Genomic DNA, 18,649 nt, shown 5'->3' on the forward strand with positions numbered 1-18,649 from the left:
GGGGAATCCGGAGGAAGCTGCCCAGCATTTTGATGGTAGTGATGAGATCAACCCCCTGATGTTCACTCCTGTGCGGCCCACGCCCCCGGATGGAAGTCGTAGTCTCGCGCCAACTGGAGCAGAATCCGCGTATATCTCTTGGCAAACTGCTTCACGGAATACGATTCGTTCAGGCAGCGCAAGGCCGGCTTGGTGAGTCGTTCGCGCATGATGGGATTGTGTGCGGCCTGATAGATGGCAGAATTGAAGAAGCCGACTTGGTCGATAATTCGACGCGTATTCACCACGTTGACCTTCGACCGCACATTCATCCGAAGGTGCCCGCGGCCCGTTTCCTCAAGAAAAAGGTCAACAGCCTGCGGGTGCAGCACGTTGAGGATCGCGAGGGAATCGATGATCTTGGATCCGACTGCCCCGCCCACGGTATTCGGAACCAGTTGGAACGCGGAAAGCGTTTGGTCCGGATAATAGATGCCGACGACACCGAGTGCTTCCACCAGGGCCACCGCGTACTCGGAGTCGTCGACCGTCAACGCATCACGCAACGCGGTCTCGACCACGACCATCGGCGCGCCGGCCTTGCCGCAAGCCAGCCCCAGAGGCAGCAGGACGAGGTTGAGTGAGCGCATCGCCCCGGCATCACGACTGACGATGGTGGCCCGGTCGTTCCTCAGTAGATACTCGGTCTGCCATGCGACAAAGGGACTCCAGTCGGTTTCGGTCGGTGCGAGCACCCCGAACGCGATGAGATGCCACAGCCGCGCCCTCGGCGGGAGCCTCGTGTACCGCTCGGCAAGAAACTCCTTGAGGTTGTGCAGGGAACGACTGCAGTGCGACGACAGGACAATGGCCCCGATGACCCGCAGGAAGGCGATATCCGAGCCGAGCAATTCGGCCAGCAGATTGTACTCCCCACGCAGATCGCTGTGCGGGTCCAGCAGGTCGACAGCGCGGCCAAGCAGTTCGCGCGGCTTCTGCCCGCCGTGGAAGTAGACACTCGGCGACTGCATCGCGTCGACCATGACCGCCTCGCCGAGTCGCTGCGAGATAGTGTTCGCCGCAACCGAGGTCACTACTGCACCGATGAGACGGTGGTTGAACTTCCGGACATGAAGCTTGCGCGTCAGCAGTTCCCACCACAGCCCGTCCGCCCATTGGATGAGCCGATAGTCATGGGCCAGATTGATGTACAGGATGATGGTCACGTCCGCCAGGAACGCCAGTCGTCGGCGCGCATCCCGGGGCGCCTGTATTCGTACCTCCCGTGCGATTTTCTCGGTGAACCGCATCACGATTTCATGTTCACCCTGGAGCCACTTCAGGTAGGCCATGTAAGCCACCATCCGGGGAAGCTCCGAATGGTCGGTCAAGGCCATTTCCTGAAAAAGTTCCTCTGCAGCGAACCCGAGCTGGTACGCGGCGTTGAGTGCGATCTGCCGAGTCTCGTCACGGGAGAGCAGCCGAAGGATCTCATCCTTCCGTAGCTCCGGGCTCATACGCGACAATGCGTTTGCAGCGAGTCCGTGAAGTTGCGGCTCGGATGCTATTGCGAACGCTTCGATGAGCTTGGCCGTCGCCGAACTGCTGTTGCTCTCGAGGGCATGCTCCAATGCCACGGTTGCGGTCTGGAGCATGGCATCAATGGAACCTGTCGCGGTTTGCGCGCGGCGGTATTCAGGATCAATGGCCAGATCGTACAGATCATCTGGTTCCAGCAACCCGACGCCGATACCGCTTCTCATGTGTTCCGCGAGGTAGTTAAGTCCGTAGCGATCGATCTCATGCCAGGACCCGTGAGATCCGCCGGATCCCTGTGAATATCGATCAACATAAGATCTGGCGATTTTTGCATGCATCTCGCGGGCTGGCGCGTGATATCGGTTCGGCGTGCGGTCCGGAAGTACGCTGACGCCGACGAATTCTGCCATCGAGCTGTGAAAGAAACGTATGTCGGAGTTCTCGTGACCGAATTCGATGAGTTGTTGCAGTTCGTCGATCCGTGTGCTCACCGTCTGGATGGGCCAATCGAGGATCAGGGCGACCCGGTCCACAGCAATTGGCGCCAGCACGACGGACAACAGTTCCAGGAGCGGCAGATAGTTCTGGAGGACGGCGTCGCCCTGGCCGTACTCACCTGATTCCGGGATCAACTGGTCGAGATATGAACTGTACAGCTGAGAGAGACCTTCAGGTATGCGGGGCGAGTTGTCAATGTTCCCGGACTTCATCTCATCGAGCAGGTGACGCGCGTACTGGAAGTTAACGCCAGCGGCTCGGGCAATCCGATCCGGCTGCCATATGTGATCGGCGCTCGCAAGCTCTCGCGCTAAACGGCGCTCCACGAAGGAGAGGACGTCCTGCCGACTGTACGGTTCGAGCCCGGGGTCGGCGAGATCGATCACATCCGTCTGGTTTGGAAACAGGTCGCGTATTCTTCGATCCGTCTTCGCGGAGATGAGAACTTTAACGTTTCCCGGCAAGTCGGACATGCTGGCGATCAGATGGGGAATCGATGTACCGCCGCCCGTCAGTGCCTCGTCGAGACCGTCGACCAGAATCGCGAGATTCACGTCCGGTGCTTCTCGGGCCAGAAGTTCCACCGGCATCTTGATGGACTCGCTGAAGCCGTCCATGATCGATCTTCCGGTGATCCACAGATGGTCGGTATGTACTCCGACGACCCTGCCGAGATTGCTGCCGACGTTGATATCGACCCGGGTCAACGGCGGTGAGATGGCACGGAGTACCGCATGAGCATAGGCGGGAGTGCTCGACGCGAGATCCGTCGCCAGGCGTCTTACGTAGGACCGCGGATCGATACTCGCGCCCTCAAGACGCCGGCTACAGAACTGGAAGGAGTTCCACCGCTTCCGTATCCGGCGCAGCAGTTCACCAGCGGCCCCATCCGGGACCGGGCCGGCCCCACTGAGCCATGCGCACAGAGCGGTTTTCCCGACACCTGGAGGCCCGGTGACGAGCAGGAACTTCTGACTCGTCGGATCGTCGAGCCACCTAGCGATCCTGGGAAGGAGCCACTCACGCCCGGTGAAGTCTCGCGCGATGAAATCGATGTCCGCCGACAGGCCTGCCGCTCCCCCGTGGTTCATTGCCCCCGGTTCCCCAATCGATCATCCAGGTCCGAACCCGGGAATGGCGTATCTCCCTGACCGATCTGCATCTCAGCGTTAGTGTGCCAGGCGAAGGAGATGACCGTACGAGAAGTACGGGAATTCCCCGCACTGCCATCGGCTCAGCCTCGATCCTTCAAGCAGGCGTGATGCGTCCTCATCCTGGGAGACCGAGTTTGCGTAGGGCGTCGGCGGGGTGGCTGTGGTAGTGGTCGTGGGCGGCGGCGTTGGTGATCCATCCGGCGAGGTGGGTGAGGCTGATCGCGAGGCTGCGGAAGGTGGCGAGAGTGCGGGGCAGGCTGCCGGCGCGGGCCCGGCAGGCGTCTTTGCCGAAGGTCACGTCGCGTACGAAACGCTGGGCCTCGGTGGCCCATTGGTCACGAACGCAGCGGGCGAGAACGTGTGAGGTGGCGGTCTGGGGTGGGGAGGTGGGGAAAGTGAGCGGGTCAGCTCCCACTTTTGGCGGTGGGGTTGCGCGATGCGATCAGCCGGTTGGTCAGCTTCACCATGGCGAGGTACCACCAGAAGATCCAGTCGAGGAACGCTTCGTCATAGTCGCCGCGCTGGTCGGCCCGGCGGTGGCGTAGGTCGAAGCGGTTGGCGATCTCGAACAGTGCGCCTTCGTCCTTCCCGACGTGCTCCTTGATCAGGGCACGGCGTTCCTCAAGGAGGCGAGCGAGGTTGAAGATCGCCGATCGCTTGCTCTCGGCTGACGTGTCACATCCTCGGAAAAGGGTGATCGCGTGGCGAACGCTGGCGGTGGTGTCGGGCGGGCTGTCGTTGAGGGTACAGCGGCGTGGCCCCAGTGGCGGGGGTCGAGGGCGTGCCAGGACGGGATGCACAGCTGGACGCAGGCCCGCTCGGAGCCCTGCGCGGGGCGGTAGATCCGCGCCCACGGCCCGAAGCCGCGCTTCGTCAGCTTCCACTCCGCGCGCGCGAGCTGCTTGACGGCCTTGTGGCCCTCCGGGATCCGCCCGGCGAGCCGCTCCTCGTCGGTGAGGGCGACGGGGAGGCCGTAGCGCTTGAGCGCGGCCTCGGTGAGCACGAGCAGCGGGTCGGCGTCCTTGCCCGGACCGGACAGCCTCGGCTGCCCGAGCTCGGCCTCCTTCAGCGTCCACTCCACCAGGGCCGGCAGGGACCTGGCGGGCACCTCCAGGACCAGACCGCCGGTGCAGTACGCCAACACCTGCCCGTCCGTGTCGACGTCGACGACCGCGAGCGGCCCGTTCCCGAAGCGCGGATCGGCACCGCCCGTCGGAGTCCTGGCCGGGGCCGCCTTGTACGCACCGGGACGGCGCGACGTTGAGGTGCTCCTGATGGTGCGCGCCGGATGCGGCGCGACCGCCGAAACAGGAGGTGGAGGACCAAGGATGATTCGGGGGTTCCCGGTTATGCTCGTGACCGCAGTATCGGACGCCGGGCCGGAGGGGAGAGGCTGCGCTTCCCCCCAGGGCGGGCGCGGCGGTGAAGAGGTGGCCGGCGCCGTCGGGGCGGCTGCCACCTCCGGTGCCGGGGGCATGGGGTAGAGCTCCGCGAGCTTGTTCAGCAACCGTGCATACGCCTCACGCTCAGGGCCCCGCGGCTCGACCGTCTTCTTCACCGACTCCCAGCCGGACACCGTCGCCCGGCGCACCTTCAGCGCGGCAGCCACCTCGTCCAGCGTCAGGCCATGGGCTTGACGCAGCCGCTTACGCTCCTGCGTCGGCGGCAGCGGAGCGCGAGACGCCACCAGCGCGTCGACCACCCCGAACAACTCGGACATGCCACACCTCCTGACCAACATCCCATCTCCTGAACCGTACAAACAGCGTACTTTTTCCGTGCTAATTGCATACAAAACGATTTAGAGCAGCACGGTTGACACCGGGAAGCCGTCAACTTGCTGGGACGCGTGGCCAGCCGCCGGTGAGCGCGGCTGCACACGGCCTCGATGAGCAGGAGAACGCGGGGTAACCGGGAGGCAATGACGCTGTTCCGACTCCCCTTCGAGGAGGTCTGCGCTGTGCTCTCGCTCAAGCGCTTACTCGACCGCAGTCTGACCGCGCAGGCGGCTCTGGTCTTCCTGCTGGGACTGGGCATCACGGCCCTGTTCCGCAGGGACGAGCACCCGGCTGTCTGGGTGTTCCAGAGCGCTCTCTACACCGGGGTTGCCATCGCGGTCCTGGCCGTCCAGCGCCGCCGGGTCGCCCGAGCCGTGGGCACCGACGTGGGCGGACTCGCCGATCTGAACCGGAAGATCCGGCACCATGAGGCGCCGCAGGACCCCGAGGAGCAGGCGGCTATGCGGCGGCTGGTCGTCGAGCAGCTCGGCCAGATGGAGCGGGCGGGCAAGTGGCTGCCGTACTGGCTCGGCGCCATGGGCCTCGTCGCGGTTGGCATGTTCGTCCTGGGGGCCGTCAGCGGGTCCCTGGTCTTCCCCCTTCTCTTCGCACTCGGCGTGGTCGCGCTGTGCTCCTGGGTGCTGTGGATGCGCCGCCGCTCCCTGGATCGCCTCCGCTGGATGCGCCAGGCCCTGCGACAGGAGTGAGCGGCCAGGGAGGGTGGGGACGGTAGACAGGTCCCCAAAATCAGCGGTCTTCCGAAGCGGTGAACTCACGTGGCGGCCTTATCGAGCAGTGGTGAAGTTACTCGATGAGGCCGCAAGACACCCCGATCCTCGGTCAGGTGGTGTTGAGGAGTCGAGGAGGCGCTGGGCTCTTGCCAGGGCGGAATCGCGAAGCTCTGGGTGAAATGTGCCGGTCATGCCGCAGATGTCGAAGGGGAAGCTGTGCGCAGCGATCCGGCGTGGCCCCGTCGCGTGAGGCGACCGGTCGTGCCCTACTCGCTCAGCCCTACAAGTCCCCATCCCCGTCGGGCGGCTTCGGAAAGGACGCGGCCCCAGTCGTCCAGCAGGTCGGTGAACTCGTCGAAGTCGTGGACCCAGCCCTCGGGCACGGCGGCATGCTCGTCAAACGCCCCGCGCAACCCGTCGAGCCAGGTCCGTACCTCCTCCCACGTCGCTGCCAGTTCCCGCACGCTGTCCGGCGACCTCGCGAGCAGCACGCCATAGGTGACGGCGGGGTCATCGCAGAAGAAGCCCTCTTCCACGTGCTCCGCCTCACCGTCCAGCCCTCCCCAGATCAGCGCGAGCAGCAAGGTGTCCAACCTGGCCCGCACCAGTGGGTCGGCATGATCGCGTACGGACTCCCACCGCTCCCCAGCCCAGAAGTGCGCCTTGAACGAACCGAGGGTTTCCCGGAACTCGTAGACGGCGAAGGAGGAGTTGCCGGGCTCTCGTGGCCATTTCCAGTCGCCTTCGACCGCCGGCGCGTCGTGATCCCACAGCCCGCTCTCGTCGGCGTACCAGGCATCCCGCAACCGCGACAGCCTCTCCCCGGGCGGAATCTCACCCAGCCATGACCAGTCGGCGATCATCACAGTGATGTCCAGCCCCATGCCCGTGAGAGTACCGACCACCCGATACTGTCAGGCGCCGGTACCGGAGCGCGCCTCGAATGCCTGTCGGTGACTGTGAACGGACAGCCCAAAGGCCTCTTCCTCACGTGATCCTGACAGCTGGACAACGACGGTGCCCGTACCATCTGCCTGGCCGTGTACCGCTCGGAAAGTCATCGCTGCAGGTGCATGCCCATGTCCTGGAGCGTCGGTAGCAGCTGGGATGCTGTCGTGGTGCTCGTCTCGCTGCTGTGCAGGGTGACCCGGAAGCTGCTGGCCGTCCCCGGCATACTGCTGCGCCGCGACACCGCGAAGGAAGCTGACCTGTTCGTGCTGCGGCACGAGAACACGGTCCTGCGCCGCCAACTCGTAGGACCGGTACGCTACGAGCCGGCCGGCCGGTTCTGGTTTGCTGCCCTGTCATCGCTGATACCGCGCCGTCGCTGGGCGCAGGTCTTCCCGGTCCAGCCCGGCACCGTACTGGCCTGGCACCGCAGGCTGATCGCGAAGAAGTGGGACTATTCCAAGCGCTGCGGCCGCACCGGCCGACCCCCGACCCCGGCCGCGCTGAAGAAGCTCGTCCTGCGCCTGGCCGAGGTGGGGCCATCGCCGGATTCAGGGCGAGCTGGCCCGGCTGGGGCACCCGATCTCACCGTCCACCGTCTGGCAGATCCTCAACGCCGCGGGCATCGACCCGGCCCCACGCCGCTCCGGCCCCGGCTGGCGCGCGTTCCTCACTGCCCAGGCCGAGGGGATCATTGCCGCGGACTTCTTCCACCTCGACACCGTCCTGGGCAAGCGCCTGTATGTGCTGGTGTTCCTCGAGCATGGCACCCGGCGCCTGCACCTGACCGGCGTTACCGCCCACCCGACCGGCCAGTGGGCGGTGCAGCAGGCGCGCAACCTCGCCGCTGACTTCGGCACACGGATGGAGTCCCTGCGTTTCATGCCGCGCGACCGCGACACCAAGTACACCGAGGCCTTCGACGCCGTCTTCCCGTCAGAGGACGTGGACGTGCTGCTCAGCGCGCCCTGGGCGCCGCGCATGAACGCCCACTGCGAGCGCGTGATCGGCACGATCCGCCGGGAAGCCCTGGACCACGTGCTGATCGTGAACGAGGCCCATGCGCGTCGCGTCCTCGGCCGGTACCAAGATCACTACAACGGGCACCGGCCTCACCAGGCCCGGGACCAACTCCCGCCCGACGTGAGCGAGGAACCCGCCGCCGAACGCCAGCACGGCCATCCCGGCAAACTCCTACGCACCCGCATCCTCGGCGGAGCGATCAACGAGTACCGATATGCGGCTTGACCAGCAGCGATAACTTTCCAAGCGGCACAGGGTCCTTCTGTTCCGCAGCAAGGTCCCACGGTGACGTACGAAAGATCTTGACCGGACGGAAACCATGAAGAAACTAGCTATTGTCCTGCCGCTTTCGGCTGTCCTCATCGTCGGATTGACGGGCTGCAGCGATACAGTGGCAGAGGATTCCGCGCCGGCAGCCACAGCTTCGCCGGCCGCAGAGTCGATCGACCCGAACCTTCCCGCTAAGGAAAAGGTTGCACAGTCCGATCTGATCAAATCTGTGGAGGAGAAGTCCGGAAAAGACGGCGGTATTTTCATCACCGTCGAGATGAGCCCTCAGCAAGCGGGCTGGGACACCGAGCAGGTAGTGAAGTCCGCTCCCATGGTGCCGGTCAAGGCGATCAAGAAGCACTACAAGGGGAAGCAGGTGGACGGCGTTCTGGTGCGGATCGTGGGCGAGATCGTCGATCAGTACGGAAACGAGGACCCGAACGGCCTCATCGCTACCTGGCGTATGGATTCCGACTTCAAAAAGGTCAACATCAAGAATTTGGACTACAAGCAATTGTGGAATCTCGGCGGAAAGGTTCTGGTGAAATTGTGACGCGACGGATGCGCCGGGGAGGAATATAGCTCCCGGTTTCCCCGGAAAATTTACGTGGAGTCGGTTTGCCCGTGTACTAGCCGGGACGGGGGTTGTGCTCACCGCTCTTTCCTCGGGTCGCACGCGTACTACGGTGTGGCAGCTGGCAAGAACTGTGCCCCTGCGGTGTGCCGCGCGCGGGGCCACCCTCGAGTCCCGCGGGCGGCGGAACTTGAGGACCGGGGATGCGCTGGGGTGGCGGCGGCCGCGGGAGGCTCGCGACAGCGCTCTGAGGGCTGAGCATGGCGGGAGCTGGTTTCAGTGCGGCAGGGGTGGAGTCGAAGAGTCGCCCCTGCGTCCAAAGCCGTGGAAGCCGGGGTTCAATCGGCTCGGCAGCCGGGGCTATCGCCCTGTCTACGACCGGCCCGGTTTGCCGGCGCAGCCGGCCGGCTGCGCCGGCAAACCGTCAGGAAGGATCGAGGTCGGTGCACTCGCTCCCTGGGACGGCAGGCTCTTCGGTCAGGGTTCTGAGCGCTTCAAGACTCGGTGCCGCCTGCTCGAGGGTGTGGGAGCTTCTGTCGATGGCTTCCGTGAGCTGCTCCAGGCGTGCATCCAGCGTCTTCTTCGCATGGGATTGAACCTTGGCGTTGACGCTTCCGGCAACGAGGGCCAGTGCGCTGCCGCCAACGACGATGGAAGTCGCGGGCAGCGAGATCGCGGTTCCACGAAGTGAACCCAGGGGCACAGACTTTCCCGCCAGTTTCTTCACGGCGTCGGACACGGTTGAATTAATCATTGCGTCCGCCACCGCGGACGGCAGTTTCGCCTTCCTTGACGCGGGCCGGCGCTGGACATGGACGCTGCCGTCAAGCCGGCCGAGCCGGCGGTGGGCGTCTTCGATCTCAGCACGGAGCTCGGCGGTGGACTGGGTGATGCGCTCGGCCAGGGTCCTGGCGACGTCAGGCTTGTTCTGGTGATACGCGAAGGCGAGCTCGGCAAGTCCGAACTGGACGGTTGCTGCGTAGCATTTCGCCAGCAGGTCGAGGTACAGCATCGCCTCTTCCACAGCCTCCTTGCTCAGGTTCTTCTCCGCCTGACGCGGGGATCTGTACTCGGCGTCCTCCAGCTTCTTGACCGCATCCTGCAGATGGTGAAGGCACTTGTGTCTCGCACTGCCCAGGGCGTTTCTGATGACCGAGAAGTCGCTCGCCTGGACTCCGTGCTCGCCGTGAGCACGTAGCAGCTCGACCAGGTCCTCGACCTGCTCGACGGCGTTCTCGACCTCACCGATCTGGTCGGACTGCAGGTGCTTGTAGAGCTCGTCCATCCGCTGCCGGATGACCTTGATGTCCCGGGCCATCTCGGCAGTCTGCGCCTGGGCCGCGATGGCACCCAGGACGGCTGCTGCACCGGACATGGCGGCGACACCCGTGGCGGGACGGATACGCATCAGACGCGTCACCCGGCCTCGGTCGCCACGCAGAGCGCTCTGGATCCATCCCCCCTCCTCGGTGATCACCTTGGCGGTCTTCATCATCTCGCGGGAGGTCTGGTCGAGTTCGACCAGACAGCCGGTCAGACGCTGAGACTCAACGAAGGACCGGGTCGCAGGTTCCAGTGTCCGCAGGAGGGCCACCCATTCGCTGGAGGTGAGGTCAGCAATCCGGCGCCCCCACCGTGAGCGCCGCGCCTCGGAGGGCGCGTCGATCACGACGGCCCGGTCCTCCGCCACGCAGACGACGATCTCTTCGGACTCATCCCTCAGCGGCACTTCGCGCAGCCCCCTCGACCGAACTCGACATCCCGGCCGATTGTAGGCCTGACTCCCGCCGCATTTCGGGCAAACGAATCGGCATCACCATCTCACGCCCCTCGGCGGCTGCCGCCCTCCTGAACGAACCGCACGTCTCAAGGTCACCACTGCGAGGGCTTCAAGGGGCAGTAGGTGCGCACGGGCGCGGGTGCTCGATGCCGGGCAGCATCGTGGTGAGGATGTGTGCGGTCTGTATGGTGTCGCCCCGGTGCAAAGTGGGCTCGGTTCCGTGCGGGCGGCGGTTTGTCCCCGATCAGTTGCGGGCCCCTGCGACAGGGACGAGCTGCGGGATGTGCGTGGCGAGTGCCTGGCTGTCGCCGTCGAAGTGGAGCGTGCACAGGCCGAGCTGGGCTGCGGCGACGCAGTTTTCGCGCCGGTCGTCGACGAAGAGCGTGGTGGCCGGGTCGGGCCAGCCGGCGGCCGCGAGGGCGGCTTCGTATGCCCGCGGATCCGGTTTGTTGACGCCGAGCCGGGCGGAGTAGACGGTCTTCGCGATCAGGATGCTGCACCAGGGAGCGCGGTCGAGTGTGTCCGCCAGGGGGTGCGGGGTGTTCGACAGGATGATCAGGCGGAGTCCGGTTGCGTGGGCTGCTTGCAGGACGCGGATGACGGTCTCGTCGGTGTAGGTCCACATCTCGGCGTCGGTGGTGCGCAGTGCGTCGAGCAGGGCGCTGCCCTGCGGGGCGGTCAGCTGGCCGTGCAGCAGGCCGCGCCAGAAGGCGTGGGTGGTGGTCTCGCCGGCGTCGTAGGGGGCGCGCCGTGCCCAGAACGCGGTCTCGAAGTCGGTGGTCTGGTCGGCGGGCCATCCGGCGAGTGCGGCCAGTCGGGCCCACATGTGTGGGGTGGGCTGCCGTCCGATGACGCCGTTGCAGTCGAGGATCAGGGCCTCGAGGTGCGGTGCGGGGGTGGTGGAAGGGGTGTTCATGTGGGGTCCAATGCTCGGTGGGCGGAAAGGGCGACGACTGCCGCCAGCAAAACAGGCAGGGCGAGGGCTATGGACAGGCTGGTGAGTGAGGCGAGCGCGCCGATGGCGGCGGGCCCCATGAGCAGGCCGAGGTAGCCGGTTGCGGCGACGGCGGCGACGGCTCGGGGACCTCCGTGTCCTGCCGCACTGATCAGGGAGGGCACTGCGGTGGACAGGCCGAGGCCAAGTGCCGTCCAGCCGATCAGGGCTGCGGGGGCGGAACCGATGAGCAGGCCGGCGCCGAGTCCGGTTGCTGCGAGGGCGGCGCCGGCGCGGGCGATGGTGGTCGGTCCGAAGCGGGCGTTGAGGCGGTCGCCGAAGAGGCGGCCTGTCACCATGGCGGCGCTGTAGGCGGCGGCTGCGATCGCTTCGGACGTGTGGAGGGTATGGAGATGGACTGCGGACCAGTCTGCCGCCGCTCCCTCGCCCAGGAGGCAGGCGGCGGCCAGGAGGCCAAGCAGCCACACCATGTGCGGCGGAAGCCGGGGGGTGTCGTCTCGCTGCGCTGGACTCTGCTGGGCGGGTGCGTCGAGGTGTGCTGCTGACCGGATCAGGGGGCGGCAGCGGCGGCCGTGGCCGTCAGGATGCCGACGGCGGCGAACAGGACCTGGTAGGGCGCCCAGGCGGTGAGTGCAGCCAGACCGGCGCCGGCCAGCGCGGCGGCCACCCCGGCTCGTTTCCAGTTCAGCCGGTGCCGCAGGGTGGGAGTGCGGCCGCGGGGTGCGTAGGTGCGGCGCACCTGAGGCAGCAGCGATACGCCCGAACGCTGGCAGCAGATCGAGCGGGACATCGGCCGTCTGCGCGAATCGGCCGCGGCGAGCCTGCGCGACGACAGGGTTCGGCAGGACATCGTGGAACTCGCCGCCTGCCGCGACGCCATCGCATTCGCCCCGCCGCGTAGGCCCACCTTCACCGGGCACCGCATGGCCGCACCAGTACGGCATCGACCTCACCGCCTGCTGGTCCCGACTGTGGCTGGTCCTGCCCGAGGACGTTAGGACGGAGCTGCGCACCTCCCGGTCCCGCGTTGACGCGACGGCGGGCGGCTCGGTGTGGGCGGGCTACTACCTCCTGCTGGGCCGCCTGTGGCGGCCGGCCGCCGCGGCGCCGTGACGACCGGGTTCGTGGCCTGGCGCCGTGGGCGCCGCGCCGTCACGACCCACACCGAACTGGTGGAGTCCACCGTCGACGTCTACCTCAAGAGACTCGTTGACGAACTCAGCGTCGACGTGTCCGGTGGTCCGCCCGATCCCCGAGTGGGCACGGCTCTGAACCGCGTGGCGCTCAAGCCACGCTGAGGCCGCCGCCGGGCCCGGCTCGACGCCGCCCCTGTGCACCGTCCACCTGTTGCCGGAGAGAGACCGCCCGGCCATGGCGTCGTTCGGGAGCGAGGAAGTGAAGGCCGAGCTGCTGATCCGGCGTGCCAGTTCCTGGGCGCGGTCAGGCTCTGGGCTTCTCGTGGTCACGCGGTGCGGGGCTCCACCTCCCGCCAGAACGCGTCGACGCGGGCGTTCCATTCGTCGGGGATCTCCTGGAAGGGCTGGTGTGCTTCCTCCTCCATGACCGCGAACCGGGCGCCGGGGATCGCGTCGGCGACGGCGCGGCAGAGTTCGGGGCGGCTGGTGGAGTCGCGGCCGCCGGCGAGCACCAGTGTCGGCACCTCGATGTCCGGCAGACGGTTCGTCGTGTCGTGGTCGAGGACGGCGTCGAGGAAGCGCTTCAGGTTCTCGGGCGTTTGCTTGTGCGGGAAGGCAAGCGCGTCCTCGATGAACCGGTCGACCGTGCCGTCGTTGTGCGCCCGGGCCGTGTAGATGTCCAGGAAGAAGCTCTCGAGGAATGTGCGTTCGTCGGGGGCGGTCTCGACCAGTCGGCGGACGAACAGGCCCCACCGGCGCAGGTAGGCGTCCGGCACCGACCAGGTGCTCTGGAGGACCAGGCTGCGCACCAACCGGGGGTGGCGAAGGGTCAGCTCCTGGCTGATGACGCTGCCACCGGAGAAGCCGGCGACATGGGCGGAGGGGATGTCCAGTGCCCGCAGCAGCGCGGCGGCGTCGTCGGCCATCGCTTCGACCGAGACAGGGCCCTCGGGCATGGCGGTCCGGCCCGCTCCCCGGTTGTCGAAGGTGGTCAGCCGGTAGCGGTCGGCCAGCCCGTCGAGCTGGAACTGCCAGGACTCGACGGTGTCACCGAGCCCTCCGACCAGCAGGACGTCAGTCCCGGTGCCGACCTGCTCGGTCCAGACGTCCAGTCCGTCCGCGCGCACATACCGTCCCATCGTCCGTACTCCCTTCCCGGTTCTTCAAGGGTCCACCCGTCGAGCACGGCACGCCAACAGGCTCCGGCTCACCGGCCCTGGTGCGAGAAGGCCGCCCGGACTTGGATCGTGTCCTACGCGGTGAGGGTCGTGTCTCGTTCGGTGACCCTCCACTATCGGCTTCAGTCCTTCACTGTCGTGGGTGTGGGCGCCTGAGACGCCGACGAGGAGGGGCAGTCCGTTCACATCCGACGGAACGTGCATCCTGGAACCCGGTCTGCCCCGGTCCACGGGGTTCGGACCTGTGTGTTCGCCCCTCAGCCGTGTCCTGTGTTCCCCCCGCCCTGCGGCCGGACCCCGCCGGGGGGATCAGCGGCTTCGCGATCTCCCCCAGCCCGTCCGGAACAGTCCGACTCCACGTACCCCGCCCCCTGCAGGACTCCGAGCAGTCCCGCAGGGGTCAGGGGGTAGTCCAGTCGCGTAGTTGCCGGGCGATCCGGGCGACACCGAGCGCTCCGGAGGCCGCATCGCGTACCAGCGCGACAGCGGCCTTGGGCGGATAGTCCAGGGCATGCCCGTTGAGGATCAGGTAGGCCTCGGTCGCGTGCCAGGCGAACGCCTCGTTCGAATGTTCCAGGCACGGCAGCTTCGCCAGGGTGTGCAGCAGGGCGGCGGCCTTGAGATACAGCGCTCCGTAGATGTCCCGCTCCATCGCCCGGGCATTGACCCGGGCGACGGCCGCATACAGCGGCCCCAGGTCGTCGACCTGCGGATCACCCTCGAGCAGCTCGGCGGCGTGCAGCAGGAACGTGACATCGAGCGGGTGAAGAGGTTCCTGTTCACTCACGCGGCGCGGCCCCGCTCCTGCTGCTCCAGCTCCCGCAGAGCCTCCTGTTCGCTCGCCCGCTGCTCCGCGCCGGCGTCGATGCTGCTGGGCTCGGCCGCGAAAGCCGACCCGCCGCGGGCCATGGACGCCTTGAAGCCCTCCAGGAACCGCTGCTCCACCGCGGTCGCCCGGTCGTAGGCGGCCGAAAGGATGTACTCCTGCATGCTGACCCCCGCCTGCTTGGCGGCCGCCGCGATGGCCGCCCGCTGCGCGGGGTCGGGGAAGCGCAGATTCATCGCCTTGGGATCCGACATGGCACCCACGGTACCAGCGGTACCATTCGGGTGTCACTGCCGGGAACGCCCGCCTTGATGGGGGCAGCGAAGGGTGACATCCAGTACCGCTCACCACCGGTCAGCTACTCGTTGCTCATCAGGCAAGTGTTGAGCTCCCAGCCGGGACGCCCCTGCGGCCGGATGTGGCTCAGGACATCGCGCAGTGCCTCCTCCAGGACCTCGATGCGGTCGGTGTCGGCGTTCGGCTCGTTCACCGTGCTCCGGGGCAGGGGCTCGGCGACGAAGCTGCCCTGCTCTGCACGACGTGGACCAGGCCCTCGGCGCGCAGCACGTGCAGGGCCGCCCGCGCGGTCATGCCGGCGATGGCGTACCGCTGCTGCAGGCTGCGCGCTGCGGGCAGCCGCTCACCCGGTTTCAGCCGTCCGGACAGGACCTGCCGTCGCAGGTCCGCCGCGGCCTGCTGGTAGGGAGAGGCAGCGACGGGCCCGGAGGGGGAGTGTCCGATAGACGGCGGATCCGGTGATTGAGGAGACGCCTGATGAGCGAGACCATCACCGAGTGCGAGGCCGCGGAGAAGCCGGTCGTCGAGTCGGCCGCGGAGGCGGTCTCGGACGAGCAGTTGATCGCGATGCTGGTCGACCGAGCCCGCTCCGACGGGCTCCAGCTGACCAAACGGGTACTCGAGTTGGTGCTGATTGAGCGGGCCGGATGCGGCGTACAGCACGGCCAGCTCCCCGGCGGCCGGGTGGTCAGCGACGAGGGCGTACGCCACTGGCATCGTGCGTTTACGAGCCCGGAGATCGCTCAGGCGGGGTTTGTCCGTAGCAACTGGGTCTCCCAGATTCCCAGCAGGTCGTCCACGCGCTGGAAGGCCGCCCCGAGGTGGGCGTCTATTGCCCCCAGGCGGCGCAGCCGGGCCTCGTCGGCGCGGGCAGCGACCCCTGTAGGGCTCGTGAAGTCATCGCTGCAGCTCAAGCCGTGCACCGGTGCTCGTTGATGACCCCGGAAAGGACGCGGGTGCGCAGGAGCCTGCGGGGCACGCGGTCATGCAATACCGCAGGCTGTTCCCGGGCTTCGGGTGGTCGTTGGTCTCGTGATCGGTGTGGCCGATGCGTGTTGTAGTGCTCTTGGTACGCAGCGAGAACCTGGGGGGCTTCGTTCACCATCAGGATGTGATCGAGGACCTCGCGCCGGATCGTGCCGATCACTCGCTCGCAGTGGGCGTTCATGCGCGGCGCCTGTGGTGCGCTGAGCAGCACGTCCCTGTCTTCGGCCTCGAAGACGGCGTCGAAGGAGTCGGTGTACTTGCTGTCGCGGTCGCGGAGAATGAAGTCGCGGAGAATGAAGCGGAGGGACTCGACGCGTGCGCCGAGGCCGGCGATCAGATCGCGGGCCTGCTGGGTCGTCCACTGAGCGGTGGGGCGGGCGGTGATGCCGGTGATGTGGAGCCGGCGAGTACCGTGTTCGAGGAACGCCAGCGCGTGTAGCCGCCTGCCGGTGATCGTGTCGACGCGGAAGAAGTCCGCCGCGATGATCCCCTCGGCCTGGGCGGTGAGGAATTCGCGCCAGCTCGGGCCGGTGCGGCGCGGAGCAGGGCCGATGCCGGCCGCGTGCAGGATTTTCCACACCGTGGACGGTGCGATCGGATGCCCCAGCCGGGCCGGCTCACCCTGGATCCGCCGGTGGCCCCACCGCGGGTTCTCCCATGCCAGGCGCAGAACCAGCTTCTTGAGCGCGACGGCCGTAGGAGGGCGGCCAGGGCGGCGTAGTCCCACTTCCTGGTGATCAGCCTGCGGTGCCAGGCCGGCAGCGTTCCCGGCGTGACCGGGAAGATACGGCTCCAGCGCCGGCGCGGTATCAGCGACCACAGCGCGACCAGCCAGAACCGGTCCGCTGGCTCGTAGCGGACCGGACCGGCGAGTTGCCGTCGCAGCACCGCGTTCTCGTGCCGTGACACCAGAAGTTCATCGTCCTTGGCCGTGTCTCGACGCAGCAACACCGCAGGCACGGACAGCAACGCCCGGGTGGCCCGGTACGGCAATGAGATGAGCACTGGTTCAGCATTCCAGCCACCGTCGAGAGAACTTGCACGCGAGCCCCCACCAGCAGCGACGACTTTACGAGCCCCACAGGGCGGCGGACGAGGGGAACGAGTGCCGCTGGCGTTGCTTGCGCGACGGCGGGGAAGCCGTGGTGTGGCCGGCGGCACGCCGGCTACCGGAGCGGCTCCCGGCGTTGGCTGGAGTCGGTCTTGCACGGTGTCTCGGAGGGCGGACCGTGCGCCGCTGGTGCGCCGAGTCCGGAGATGCCTATGCCGCCGGACTGCGCAGCCGCAGACCCCGGCCTGGTGACACGTGGCGCCTGGCCGAGGTCTTCATCAAGATCGATGGGAAATGGAAGTACCCGCGGCGGGCCGTCGACCAGGACGGCAACGTCCTGGACATCCTCGTTGCAGGACTGCCGGGGCAAGGCCGCGGCCAGGCGCTTCTTGCTCCGCCTGGTGAAGAAGACCCGCATGGTGCCGCGGGTGATCGTCACCGACAAGCTCCGCTCCCACGGCGCGGCCCACCGCGAGATCATGCCCTTGCCGAACGGGTGAGGGGCGCGAGGCGGCGGTACGGTCTCGTGCCCCGGTGTCAGGACTGCCGGGTGTTCACCGGTTGCGGGGCGTGGCGCTGGGCTGGGGGCGCGGCGCGGTGCCCGTCCCGGTCGGGGTGCAGGCACTCGATCTGGTAGTCGCCGGTGTCCGCGTCGATCGTCACCCCGTGCGTCTCGCTGCGGAAGCCGGGGAAGCGGCGGTCGAAGGACTCCAGCGCGGTGAGGTAGCGCAGGAGCGGACCGTCGGGGGTACCGACGCTCTCGCCCGGCATCAGCACCGGGATGCCCGGTGGCGTGACGGTGACCATCGCCGCCGCGATCCGGCCGGCCGCCTCCGCGATGCGCACCTGCTCGGTGCCGCCCCGCACCAGCCGCTGGTAGCAGTGCTGCGGCGGGAACACCGGCTCCGGCAGTTGCTGGAACGCGGTGTCCAGCAACTCCACCAGCCGTGCCGAGCGCAGCTGGTCGTGCATCTGCCGGCACAGCTCGCGCAGGGTCAGCCCCGCGTACCGCTTCGGGTGGGCGGCGACGGCCTGCGGCAGCACCCGCTCCAGCGGCGCGTTGCTGTCATACAGGGCCTTGAAGTCCATCAGGGCGTCCAGCAGCGTGCCCCACTTGCCCTTGGTGATGCCCATGGAGAACAGCACCAGCGTGGTGTAGCTGTCGGTCTTCTCCACCACGATGTTCCGGGTCGCAAGGTACGCCGTCAGCACGCGTGCCGGGATGCCCTCCTCCGCCATCTCCCCGGTGGGAGTGATGCCGGGGCAGGTCAGGGTGACCTTCACCGGGTCCAGCATGCAGTATCCGTCGGTCAGCCCCGGGAAACCGTGCCAGTCGGCGCCGGGGGCGAGCGTCCAGCAGGACGGCTCGGTGCGCAGCAGCTCCGGCGGGGCTTCGTCGAAGGGGAGCTCCGCGCCGGTCGTCGGGTCGGTAACCGTCTTCGGCTGCCACACGCCGAAGAACCACGGCGGACGATCCCCGGCGGCCTCGACACGGCGCCGGAGCCGGACCATCTCCTGACGGAACCGGACCGCCTCGGTCACCGCTTCGTCGACCAGCCACTCGCCCTGCGGCCCGTCCATCATCGCGGTCGCCACGTCCAGGGAGGCGATCATCGGGTACAGCGGCGAGGTGGTGCCGTGCATCATCAGCACCTCGTTGAACCGCTCGTGCTCCACCGGTGCCCGCGGCGCGGGCCGCACGTGCACCATCGCCGACTGCGACAGCGCGGCGAGCAGCTTGTGCGTCGACTGGGTCACGAACACGGTCGGCCGGTCGGGTCCGGGGAACGACGACTCGTGCACCGCCATGCCGTAGCGGCCCGCGTACAGCGGATGGAAGCGGGCGTACGCGAACCACGCCTCGTCGAAGTGCACCCGCGGGCTGCTCGCCGCGAGCGCACGCGCCGTCGGGACCGCGTCGTAGCACAGGCCGTCATACGTCGAG

Annotated in this window: 16 protein-coding genes and 8 pseudogenes; 7 read left to right on the plus strand and 17 right to left on the minus strand. The window is 67.3% G+C overall.

Annotated features, from left to right (window positions below):
* Positions 1 to 62 precede the first annotated feature (62 nt).
* The 4 genes and pseudogenes from AMK33_RS38295 to AMK33_RS38310 all read right to left on the minus strand — a co-directional run.
* Positions 63 to 3,107, minus strand: a complete 3,045-nt coding sequence (locus AMK33_RS38295; RefSeq protein ID WP_143203910.1) for an ATP-binding protein — start codon at positions 3,105 to 3,107, stop codon at positions 63 to 65.
* A gap of 178 nt (positions 3,108 to 3,285) precedes the next feature.
* Positions 3,286 to 3,468 (minus strand): hypothetical protein, encoded by a 183-nt coding sequence (locus AMK33_RS38300; protein ID WP_073937880.1) that lies wholly within the window; start codon positions 3,466 to 3,468, stop codon positions 3,286 to 3,288.
* A gap of 106 nt (positions 3,469 to 3,574) precedes the next feature.
* Positions 3,575 to 3,913 (minus strand): annotated as a pseudogene (locus tag AMK33_RS44410) (hypothetical protein); the annotation flags it as partial.
* Between the two features lie 5 nt (positions 3,914 to 3,918).
* Positions 3,919 to 4,890, minus strand: a pseudogene (locus AMK33_RS38310) (helix-turn-helix domain-containing protein); the annotation flags it as partial.
* A gap of 240 nt (positions 4,891 to 5,130) precedes the next feature.
* Between AMK33_RS38310 and AMK33_RS38315 the strand changes: the two are divergent.
* Entirely contained in the window at positions 5,131 to 5,655 is a 525-nt protein-coding gene (locus AMK33_RS38315; RefSeq protein ID WP_073937898.1) for a hypothetical protein, read from the plus strand.
* A 290-nt stretch (positions 5,656 to 5,945) separates the two neighbouring features.
* On the opposite strand, the gene AMK33_RS38320 is transcribed toward AMK33_RS38315, so the two are convergent.
* Complete coding sequence (locus tag AMK33_RS38320) at positions 5,946 to 6,563, minus strand: hypothetical protein (protein WP_073937899.1); 618 nt, start codon at positions 6,561 to 6,563, stop codon at positions 5,946 to 5,948.
* 234 nt (positions 6,564 to 6,797) lie between these two features.
* Here AMK33_RS38320 and AMK33_RS38325 point away from each other — a divergent pair.
* Both AMK33_RS38325 and AMK33_RS42320 read left to right on the plus strand, forming a co-directional pair.
* A pseudogene (locus AMK33_RS38325) lies at positions 6,798 to 7,875 on the plus strand (integrase core domain-containing protein).
* A 94-nt stretch (positions 7,876 to 7,969) separates the two neighbouring features.
* Complete coding sequence (locus tag AMK33_RS42320; protein ID WP_143203911.1) at positions 7,970 to 8,473, plus strand: hypothetical protein; 504 nt, start codon at positions 7,970 to 7,972, stop codon at positions 8,471 to 8,473.
* Positions 8,474 to 8,918: 445 nt separating this feature from the next.
* Here the strand turns inward: AMK33_RS42320 and AMK33_RS38335 are convergent, their stop codons facing one another.
* From AMK33_RS38335 to AMK33_RS45060, 3 genes are all read right to left on the minus strand, one after another.
* Positions 8,919 to 10,223, minus strand: coding sequence for a hypothetical protein (locus AMK33_RS38335; protein WP_073937882.1), 1,305 nt, complete (start codon positions 10,221 to 10,223; stop codon positions 8,919 to 8,921).
* A 295-nt stretch (positions 10,224 to 10,518) separates the two neighbouring features.
* On the minus strand, positions 10,519 to 11,190 hold the full coding sequence (locus AMK33_RS38340; protein ID WP_073937883.1) for an HAD-IA family hydrolase: 672 nt from the start codon (positions 11,188 to 11,190) through the stop codon (positions 10,519 to 10,521).
* Positions 11,187 to 11,567 carry a hypothetical protein gene (locus AMK33_RS45060; protein ID WP_201263156.1) on the minus strand — a complete coding sequence of 127 codons (381 nt, stop codon included), beginning with the start codon at positions 11,565 to 11,567 and terminating at the stop codon, positions 11,187 to 11,189. The genes AMK33_RS38340 and AMK33_RS45060 overlap by 4 nt, the downstream gene beginning before the upstream one ends.
* A gap of 54 nt (positions 11,568 to 11,621) precedes the next feature.
* On the opposite strand from AMK33_RS45060, the gene AMK33_RS45065 reads away from it, so the two are divergent.
* Positions 11,622 to 11,774 carry a hypothetical protein gene (locus AMK33_RS45065; protein WP_201263157.1) on the plus strand — a complete coding sequence of 51 codons (153 nt, stop codon included), beginning with the start codon at positions 11,622 to 11,624 and terminating at the stop codon, positions 11,772 to 11,774.
* Between the two features lie 5 nt (positions 11,775 to 11,779).
* Here the strand turns inward: AMK33_RS45065 and AMK33_RS45070 are convergent, their stop codons facing one another.
* On the minus strand, positions 11,780 to 12,019 hold the full coding sequence (locus AMK33_RS45070; protein WP_073937885.1) for a hypothetical protein: 240 nt from the start codon (positions 12,017 to 12,019) through the stop codon (positions 11,780 to 11,782).
* 334 nt (positions 12,020 to 12,353) lie between these two features.
* Between AMK33_RS45070 and AMK33_RS42670 the strand changes: the two genes are divergently transcribed.
* Positions 12,354 to 12,527, plus strand: coding sequence for a hypothetical protein (locus AMK33_RS42670; RefSeq protein WP_158075183.1), 174 nt, complete (start codon positions 12,354 to 12,356; stop codon positions 12,525 to 12,527).
* A 164-nt stretch (positions 12,528 to 12,691) separates the two neighbouring features.
* On the opposite strand, the gene AMK33_RS38360 is transcribed toward AMK33_RS42670, so the two are convergent.
* The 6 genes and pseudogenes from AMK33_RS38360 to AMK33_RS44420 all read right to left on the minus strand — a co-directional run bounded on the left by AMK33_RS38360 (position 12,692) and on the right by AMK33_RS44420 (position 15,110).
* Complete coding sequence (locus AMK33_RS38360; protein ID WP_073937887.1) at positions 12,692 to 13,504, minus strand: alpha/beta fold hydrolase; 813 nt, start codon at positions 13,502 to 13,504, stop codon at positions 12,692 to 12,694.
* Between the two features lie 117 nt (positions 13,505 to 13,621).
* Positions 13,622 to 13,940 (minus strand): annotated as a pseudogene (locus AMK33_RS43430) (hypothetical protein); the annotation flags it as partial.
* Positions 13,941 to 13,943: 3 nt separating this feature from the next.
* The gene (locus AMK33_RS38370; protein ID WP_073937888.1) at positions 13,944 to 14,330 is read right to left on the minus strand and encodes a fic family toxin-antitoxin system, toxin component; all 387 of its coding nucleotides are present in this window, start codon (positions 14,328 to 14,330) and stop codon (positions 13,944 to 13,946) included.
* Positions 14,327 to 14,623, minus strand: a complete 297-nt coding sequence (locus tag AMK33_RS38375) for a type II toxin -antitoxin system TacA 1-like antitoxin (RefSeq protein WP_235618323.1) — start codon at positions 14,621 to 14,623, stop codon at positions 14,327 to 14,329. The genes AMK33_RS38370 and AMK33_RS38375 overlap by 4 nt, the downstream gene beginning before the upstream one ends.
* Before the next feature lie 104 nt (positions 14,624 to 14,727).
* A complete protein-coding gene (locus AMK33_RS44835) occupies positions 14,728 to 14,859 on the minus strand; it encodes a hypothetical protein (RefSeq protein ID WP_268817398.1) in 132 nt (43 codons plus the stop codon).
* Entirely contained in the window at positions 14,856 to 15,110 is a 255-nt protein-coding gene (locus tag AMK33_RS44420; protein WP_073937901.1) for a winged helix-turn-helix domain-containing protein, read from the minus strand. The genes AMK33_RS44835 and AMK33_RS44420 overlap by 4 nt, the downstream gene beginning before the upstream one ends.
* Before the next feature lie 33 nt (positions 15,111 to 15,143).
* On the opposite strand from AMK33_RS44420, the pseudogene AMK33_RS45395 reads away from it, so the two are divergent.
* Positions 15,144 to 15,299 (plus strand): annotated as a pseudogene (locus AMK33_RS45395) (IS256 family transposase); the annotation flags it as partial.
* A gap of 277 nt (positions 15,300 to 15,576) precedes the next feature.
* Here the strand turns inward: AMK33_RS45395 and AMK33_RS38390 are convergent.
* A pseudogene (locus tag AMK33_RS38390) lies at positions 15,577 to 16,658 on the minus strand (integrase core domain-containing protein).
* 221 nt (positions 16,659 to 16,879) lie between these two features.
* Between AMK33_RS38390 and AMK33_RS38395 the strand changes: the two are divergent.
* A pseudogene (locus AMK33_RS38395) lies at positions 16,880 to 17,189 on the plus strand (DDE-type integrase/transposase/recombinase); the annotation flags it as partial.
* Between the two features lie 52 nt (positions 17,190 to 17,241).
* Here AMK33_RS38395 and AMK33_RS38400 read toward each other — a convergent pair.
* Positions 17,242 to 18,649: pseudogene (locus AMK33_RS38400) on the minus strand (arginine decarboxylase); the annotation flags it as partial.

This window comes from Streptomyces sp. CB02400 (assembly GCF_001905725.1).
GTDB classification, from domain to species: Bacteria; Actinomycetota; Actinomycetes; order Streptomycetales; family Streptomycetaceae; genus Streptomyces; species Streptomyces atrovirens.

Bases quoted from the DNA above. Each gene is read 5' to 3' on its own strand.
- AMK33_RS38295 (WP_143203910.1), bottom strand. From the start codon at position 3,107: ATGAACCACGGGGGAGCGGCAGGCCTGTCGGCGGACATCGATTTCATC.
- AMK33_RS42320 (WP_143203911.1), top strand. From the start codon at position 7,970: ATGAAGAAACTAGCTATTGTCCTGCCGCTTTCGGCTGTCCTCATCGTC.
- AMK33_RS38340 (WP_073937883.1), bottom strand. From the start codon at position 11,190: ATGAACACCCCTTCCACCACCCCCGCACCGCACCTCGAGGCCCTGATC.
- AMK33_RS45060 (WP_201263156.1), bottom strand. From the start codon at position 11,567: ATGGTGACAGGCCGCCTCTTCGGCGACCGCCTCAACGCCCGCTTCGGA.
- AMK33_RS38360 (WP_073937887.1), bottom strand. From the start codon at position 13,504: ATGGGACGGTATGTGCGCGCGGACGGACTGGACGTCTGGACCGAGCAG.
- AMK33_RS38375 (WP_235618323.1), bottom strand. From the start codon at position 14,623: ATGTCGGATCCCAAGGCGATGAATCTGCGCTTCCCCGACCCCGCGCAG.
- AMK33_RS38320 (WP_073937899.1), bottom strand. From the start codon at position 6,563: ATGGGGCTGGACATCACTGTGATGATCGCCGACTGGTCATGGCTGGGT.
- AMK33_RS45065 (WP_201263157.1), top strand. From the start codon at position 11,622: ATGGACTGCGGACCAGTCTGCCGCCGCTCCCTCGCCCAGGAGGCAGGC.
- AMK33_RS45070 (WP_073937885.1), bottom strand. From the start codon at position 12,019: ATGTCCCGCTCGATCTGCTGCCAGCGTTCGGGCGTATCGCTGCTGCCT.